Here is a 6,208-nt window from a genome sequence, read left to right as displayed (position 1 = left end):
GGTTCATCGCGGCTTTCCGGGGAAGGCCGCCTTGATTTTCAGAAAAAAGTATTCTGAGTCCCTAAATCCATATGCCATGCGCTTTATCACTTTGATCTTGTTGTTCACCCCTTCCAGCACACTCGTGTGCATCGGGTAGTTTGCACTCGCCAGGATCCCCCGCATATATTTCGATAAATTTCGACCAAATCGTTGCAGCGGCGCTAGCCCGCTTTCCTTCACCTGCCGCATCCAGCTCCGCCATCGTCGCCATCCTTCCCACACGCTCGGCGCATACCAGATGCCCTTCAACCCCTCTTTCAGCACGTACACCATCGCCAGCGGTTGATTCGCCGCCAACAGCTCCTGCAACTTCACATCCTGTTTTTCACTCAACTTCGCCCGATTACGTAGCAGCAACCAACGCGCACTTTTGACCACTTTTCGCGCCGGTTTATCGCTTTTCAGTGCATTCGCCTGCTCCACTCGCACCCGGTCCACCACCTCTCGGCCATAGCGAGCCACCACGTGGAACAGGTCGTAGACCACCTCCGCCTGCGGGCAGTGTTGCTTCACCTCCAGGTCGAACGCCGTGTTCATGTCCATCGCCACCGCTTCAATCTGCTGGCATCGCTCGCCGAGCTGCTCGAAGAAGGGACGGATAGCGGCCCGGCTGTTGCCGTGCCCCACCCACAGGACGCGGATTCGCTCGGCATCCATGATCACGGTGGCATAGCGGTGTCCCTTGTGCAGGGCAAACTCATCCATCACCAGCCGCCGCACCTCCCCAAGTTCGATGGTGCCCACACTGGTCTGCAAACGGCGCTTGTCGATCTCCTTGATGGTGTGCCAACCGACCCCGGTGAGCTGGCTGACATGGCGGATGGGGAGGTACTGAACGAGCGCTTCAATCCAGCACTGCATGCGCCGGGTGAGGCGGGAGCCAGAGGGGAGCCAGTCGATATGTTCACTGACGCGACCACAGCGCAGACAGTCGACGCGGCGAACAGGCAGTTGTAACCAGACTTGTCGGTCAAATAGGTCTCGCTCACGCACCCGGCGGATACGTTGGTCGTGGATCAATGGCGTGGGTTGCAGGCATCGGCGACAACGGGGCAACAGGTCGGCGCGAGGCTCAAGGGTAAACAGGGTGTGATGGTTGGCAGAAAGCGCTTGGGCGATGACGGTATAACCTGGCCAGAAGGAGGCAATATCAATATGATGCACGGCGACAGCAGGGTGATGGTGGTGGTGTGTTTGGAGACAGCCAGTTTACCAGCACCCTGTCTGTCAACTTCCACTTCCCCAAGATCCCGCGAAGAACCTTTTTTTATGGGCGCTCACCACTATTCACGGCCCGAACAGCCACCACTCGCACGCACAGCTCCCCCGACCAGCTGCAGCCCCCGTGTGGTCAGCCGGGAAAAAAGGCACAATAGCCGACAAATCGAATCACCAAGGAAGCCAAGATGACCCTTGAGCACCTGATCCTGTGGCGCCGCGACCTGCACCGCCTGCCGGAAGCCGCCTGGAAAGAGTTTCGCACCACCAGCCTGATTGCCCACCACCTGAGCGAGCTCGGTTATCGCATCGTGCTCGGCGACAAGCTGCTGGCCAGCAATCTGATGATGGGCCGTGATGTGGATGTGGCGGCCGAAAAGGCTCGCGCCCGCCGTCAGGGAGCCCATCCCGACTGGCTGGAGCGGATTGGCGATGTCACTGGCCTGATGGGAGAGCTGGACACCGGCCGTCACGGCCCGACCCTGGCCTTTCGCTTCGACATCGATGCGGTGGAGGTGGAAGAGTCCGACGCCGAACAACACCAGCCGCAACAGGAGGGCTTTGCCTCCCACAACAAGGGGTGGATGCACGCCTGCGCCCACGATGGCCACACCGCCATCGGCATGGGGCTGGCCAGCCAGCTGATGGCGATGAAGGAGCAGCTTTGCGGCCGCATCAAGCTCTTCTTCCAGCCCGCCGAAGAGGGGTGCCGCGGTGGCAAGGCGCTGGCTGCCGGTGGCGCACTCGATGACGTGGATGCCCTGCTCTCGCTCCATATCGGTATTCACGCTGGCAGCGGCGAGCTGGTGATCAATCCCACCGAATTTCTCTGCTCCACCAAGTTCGACGTCCACTTTATGGGCACCGCCGCCCACGCGGGGCTCGAACCCAATGCCGGCAGCAATGCGCTGGCAGCCGCCTGCATGGCCACCACCGCCATGCTCGGTATTCCCCGCCACCGCGACGGCATGACCCGCATCAACGTCGGCCAGCTTCACGCTGGCAGCGGCCGCAACGTCATCCCCGATCATGCAGAGCTACGCGGTGAAACCCGCGGCGCCGATAGCGCGCTCAACGATTACATGTTCAGTCAGGTACAGCGCATCGTCGAAGGGACTGCCCTCGCCCACGGTGTCACCTACCGCATTATCAAGCAGGGCGAGGCCATTGCCCTCGACAACAGCCCGGCACTGCAGGCCGAGCTGGCGGCGCTGGCCCGCAAGCAGGGGCTCGCCACCATCCAGACTCGCCGCTTTGGCGCCAGCGAAGATGCCGGTTTTCTGATGGAGCGGGTGCAAAAACAGGGGGGCGAAGCGGCTTACCTCATTCTGGGGGCCGATCTGGCGGCACCACACCATCACAACGAATTCGATTTCGATGAGCGGGTGATGCAAAGCGGGGTAGAGCTACTGGCCGCCTGGGCCCGTGCCCGACTGGGTGTGGCAGAAGCAGCCCTCTCTTGATATCCCCTCGGCAAGCTCACCGGCTAACGGGATCAAAAAAAGGCGCCTCGGCGCCTTTTTTCTGCAAGAAAAACCTGAGCGCTACTCGCGGTGCTTGCGATGCACATCGGGGCGACCACCGGTCACGCTATCGGCTCTCCCCTCCTCTTTGGCCTTCTCGGCCCGCTTTTTGCGCATCTCGCGGGGATCGGCGATGAGCGGGCGGTAGATCTCGATACGATCGCCGTCGTGCAGCGGCTCGCTCCCTTTCACCGGGCGGCTGTAGATACCGAACTTGTTGACCGCCAGATCGATCTCGGGGTGTTTTTGTACGATGCCGGACTGCTCGATGGCCGCCTGCACGCAGGTCTCGGGCGCCACCCGCAGGGCAATCACCGTCTGCTGCTGCGGCAAGGCATAGACAACCTCGATATTGAGCTGGTCAGACACCGTAGACCTCCTTCGCCCGGTTGGAGAAGGCGGAGACCATGGAGCTCACCAGATCGCGGAATACCTGACCAAAGGCCACCTCGATAAGCTTGGAGGTAAACTCGAAATCGAGATCAAACTCCACCTTGCAGGCATCCACATCGAGCGGGGTAAAGGTCCACCAGCCCGCCAGCTTGCGGAACGGGCCATCCACCAGCTCCATCCTGATCTGACGGTTCACATCCAGCTGATTGCGGGTGGTAAAGGTCTTGGCAATCCCCGCCTTGGCCACATCGACCGACGCCATCATGTAGTCATCGCCCGCCTCGTGGACACGGCTGCCAACACAGCCGGGCAAAAACTGCGGATAGGCATCCACATCGTTAACCAACTTGAACATCTGTTCTGCACTGAACATCACCAGGGCACTGCGCGTAATTCGGGGCATGGCTTTTCCTCATCCAATCGGCGCGATTTTATCACCATGTTTGGGGTTGTGGAGGTAAAACCTCAGCCAAACCGCTCAGAAAGCCACCACTTGACCTGCTGCGCGTTTTACAGCCGCCCCTGCCTACGTATAATACGAGCCTCCTAGTCATTGCCGGAAATCGCCCGTCATGAGCAAAAAAAACAGTAAAAACAAAGCCGGGTCCAGCACCATTGCACTCAACAGAACCGCGCGCCACGAATACTTCATCGAAGAGAAGATCGAAGCGGGTCTGTCCCTGCAAGGGTGGGAAGTCAAATCCCTGCGGGCGGGCAAGGCCAACATCAGCGAAGCCTATGTCATCTTCCGCGATGGCGAGGCCTATCTGTTCGGCTCCAGCTTCCTGCCACTGCAAGCGGCCTCCAGCCATGTGGTATGTGACCCGACCCGCACCCGCAAACTGCTGCTGAGCCGTCGTGAACTCGACAAGCTCGAAAGCCTGATCGCCCGTCAGGGCTACACCATAGTTCCTCTCGCCCTCTACTGGAAACAGTGCTGGGTCAAGGTCGAGATCGGCCTGGTGAAGGGCAAGAAAGAGCACGACAAGCGCGAAGATACCAAGGCCCGCGAATGGGATCGGGAAAAAGCCCGCATCATGAAGAACAAGCATCGCGGCTAACCTGCGACTGGCAGCATCAGAACGCCGGTTCACCTTCCCCCGGCGCAGCTGGCTCTTCAGGCTCAGCTGCGTACAATAAATCGGCAAACAGACTGGCTGTCAGAGGGAATGGGTATCAACGCCTTGCTATGACAGCATTTTTGCGTACAATCGCAATTAACAACTTGGGGCTGATTCTGGATTCGACAAGATTCACGAAACCCAAGGTGCATGCCGAGGTGCGGTAGGCCTCGTTAATAAACCGCAAAAAAATAGTCGCAAACGACGAAAACTACGCACTAGCAGCTTAATAACCTGCATAGAGCCCTTCTACCCTAGCTTGCCTGTGTCCTAGGGAATCGGAAGGTCATCCTTCACAGGATCGTGTGGAAGTCCTGCTCGGGGCGGAAGCATTAAAACCAATCGAGCTAGTCAATTCGTGGCGTGTCTCTCCGCAGCGGGTTGGCGAATGTAAAGAGTGACTAAGCATGTAGTGCCAAGGATGTAGTAATTTTGGACGGGGGTTCAAATCCCCCCAGCTCCACCAAACGTTTGGAAAGGGCCACCTCGCAAGAGGTGGCCCTTTTTATTTGTCCATGTCCATGTTGTTTACCGATATCAAACTGGTTGGATTTTTTTTCCAATATCCCCCTTGAACTGGCCTTTGGCAAAAAAATCAGGCGCATCACCGCGCAGGCTTTATCATCAGGTTGCCATCCCGGTACTAGCCGGACTCACAGCCGCACATCTGTAGCCCGCCGCCGAAAATGAAAAAGAATTGCGGGGAAAATGAAAAGCTACCGGCCCAGTAGTTTATCAAACTTGATGGCACCGGAATCACTGAGTTTGATAACCCCGTTAAACCGGCATTAAACCTCTATCTCATAGGTCGGTAAATCCGGCGCCTCTCCTGCCAGCTCCCCTCCCCTGTAAAACGCCTTCTTGCCGATGGCTACTCCGGTGCCCCGAACTGTGACCACCCCGCCCGCCAACGTATTGAGAGTGGTGGTCGTGGTACCTACTGCGGTCACGGTACCAACCAGCAAGGGATCAGCGCCCGGTACCAGCTCAAGGAATCGCTTAAACAGGTTCATACAAATCGCTCCACACTCAGTTGCTGGCGCACCGTCATGGCCCTGTTCTGCAGCGCAGCAGAGACCCTGACGCCCCGGTTGTAACCCTTCCAACCGTCCACTGCGAGCAATGCGCCCGGCAAGATCAGCCCGGTATCAGCAGACAACGGCAGCTCGATGGTCTGAGTACGCTTGGGCATGGTCTTGGCCAGCCCCACCACCCCCTGGGCACGGGCGGCCGTCACATCACACACCAACGGGTGGGTGATGGTCGGCGCTTGTTGCTCGCCAGCCGTCCCCTGGCGCACCACCCGCGCACTGATGCCCTGATGGCCACCGCTGACCCAAATCCCGTTGGCGGCATGACCCGGCTGGAAGTCACTGAGGTATCCTGATTTTCACAGACAGTCCCGATTGTTACGATGAGACAATCGGGGGTATTGAATGAAATCGAGAGAACACTATTCACCAGAGTTTCGGGCAGAGGCGGTTCGACTGGTGTTGGAGCAAGGCCTTGGCCAAGCTGAAGCCGCCAGAAGGTTGGGTATTGCCAAAGGCACACTGAGCAACTGGGTGGTCGCAGCCAAAGGAGGAAAGGATACATCGGCCATTCCCGGAGCGCGTTCTGTCGCCGAGCTGGAGGCTGAAGTGGCCCGGCTACGCAAAGCTCTCGCACAAGCCAACATGGAGCGCGACATCATAAAAAAGGCCGCCGCGTACTTTGCTCAGGAGTCACTGCCAAGTACGCGTGGATAGCCAACCAAAAGGACATCTATCCCATTTCCGTTATCTGTCGTGTGCTGGAGGTCTCTCGTGCGGGCTTCTACCACTGGCGCCAGCGTCCACCGTCACAGCGCCAACAAGAAGATGAACGACTCAAGGTCGCCATTCGGGCTGCTCACAGCAAGACGCGCCAGAC

7 protein-coding genes, 1 other RNA gene and 1 pseudogene are annotated in these 6,208 nt (G+C 58.6%); 4 read left to right on the top strand and 5 right to left on the bottom strand.

Annotation, left to right across the window (positions count from 1 at the left end):
• Nucleotides 1-3: 3 nt before the first annotated feature.
• Nucleotides 4-1,206 carry an ISL3-like element ISAeme19 family transposase gene (locus tag AB5Y97_RS14620; protein ID WP_368157222.1) on the bottom strand — a complete coding sequence of 401 codons (1,203 nt, stop codon included), beginning with the start codon at nucleotides 1,204-1,206 and terminating at the stop codon, nucleotides 4-6.
• 242 nt (nucleotides 1,207-1,448) lie between these two features.
• On the opposite strand from AB5Y97_RS14620, the gene AB5Y97_RS14615 reads away from it, so the two are divergent.
• Nucleotides 1,449-2,723, top strand: coding sequence for an amidohydrolase (locus tag AB5Y97_RS14615; protein ID WP_201947818.1), 1,275 nt, complete (start codon nucleotides 1,449-1,451; stop codon nucleotides 2,721-2,723).
• 81 nt (nucleotides 2,724-2,804) lie between these two features.
• Here AB5Y97_RS14615 and AB5Y97_RS14610 read toward each other — a convergent pair whose 3' ends face one another.
• Nucleotides 2,805-3,152, bottom strand: a complete 348-nt coding sequence (locus AB5Y97_RS14610; RefSeq protein ID WP_019446547.1) for an RnfH family protein — start codon at nucleotides 3,150-3,152, stop codon at nucleotides 2,805-2,807.
• The gene (locus tag AB5Y97_RS14605; protein WP_005334496.1) at nucleotides 3,145-3,579 is read right to left on the bottom strand and encodes an SRPBCC family protein; all 435 of its coding nucleotides are present in this window, start codon (nucleotides 3,577-3,579) and stop codon (nucleotides 3,145-3,147) included. Before AB5Y97_RS14605 ends, AB5Y97_RS14610 begins: the two co-directional genes overlap by 8 nt.
• A gap of 169 nt (nucleotides 3,580-3,748) precedes the next feature.
• Between AB5Y97_RS14605 and smpB the strand changes: the two genes are divergently transcribed.
• Together smpB and ssrA are read left to right on the top strand one after the other, a co-directional pair.
• Nucleotides 3,749-4,237 (top strand): SsrA-binding protein SmpB, encoded by a 489-nt coding sequence (gene smpB / locus AB5Y97_RS14600; RefSeq protein WP_005334498.1) that lies wholly within the window; start codon nucleotides 3,749-3,751, stop codon nucleotides 4,235-4,237.
• A gap of 166 nt (nucleotides 4,238-4,403) precedes the next feature.
• Nucleotides 4,404-4,763: a transfer-messenger RNA gene (ssrA, locus tag AB5Y97_RS14595) on the top strand.
• 322 nt (nucleotides 4,764-5,085) lie between these two features.
• On the opposite strand, the gene AB5Y97_RS14590 is transcribed toward ssrA, so the two are convergent.
• Nucleotides 5,086-5,310, bottom strand: a complete 225-nt coding sequence (locus tag AB5Y97_RS14590) for a hypothetical protein (RefSeq protein WP_013723722.1) — start codon at nucleotides 5,308-5,310, stop codon at nucleotides 5,086-5,088.
• Nucleotides 5,307-5,597, bottom strand: coding sequence for a hypothetical protein (locus tag AB5Y97_RS14585; RefSeq protein WP_368158269.1), 291 nt, complete (start codon nucleotides 5,595-5,597; stop codon nucleotides 5,307-5,309). Before AB5Y97_RS14585 ends, AB5Y97_RS14590 begins: the two co-directional genes overlap by 4 nt.
• Nucleotides 5,598-5,733: 136 nt before the next feature.
• Here AB5Y97_RS14585 and AB5Y97_RS14580 point away from each other — a divergent pair.
• Nucleotides 5,734-6,208: pseudogene (locus tag AB5Y97_RS14580) on the top strand (IS3-like element ISAeme20 family transposase); the annotation flags it as partial.

Origin of the sequence: Aeromonas sp. R10-2 (assembly GCF_040908445.1) — a bacterium.
GTDB classification, from domain to species: Bacteria; Pseudomonadota; Gammaproteobacteria; order Enterobacterales; family Aeromonadaceae; genus Aeromonas; species Aeromonas veronii.
This window is presented reverse-complemented; position numbering and strand designations above follow the sequence as displayed.

Coding starts and splice junctions, on each gene's coding strand:
- AB5Y97_RS14590 (WP_013723722.1), bottom strand. CDS start 5,310: ATGAACCTGTTTAAGCGATTCCTTGAGCTGGTACCGGGCGCTGATCCC.
- AB5Y97_RS14615 (WP_201947818.1), top strand. CDS start 1,449: ATGACCCTTGAGCACCTGATCCTGTGGCGCCGCGACCTGCACCGCCTG.
- smpB (WP_005334498.1), top strand. CDS start 3,749: ATGAGCAAAAAAAACAGTAAAAACAAAGCCGGGTCCAGCACCATTGCA.
- AB5Y97_RS14605 (WP_005334496.1), bottom strand. CDS start 3,579: ATGCCCCGAATTACGCGCAGTGCCCTGGTGATGTTCAGTGCAGAACAG.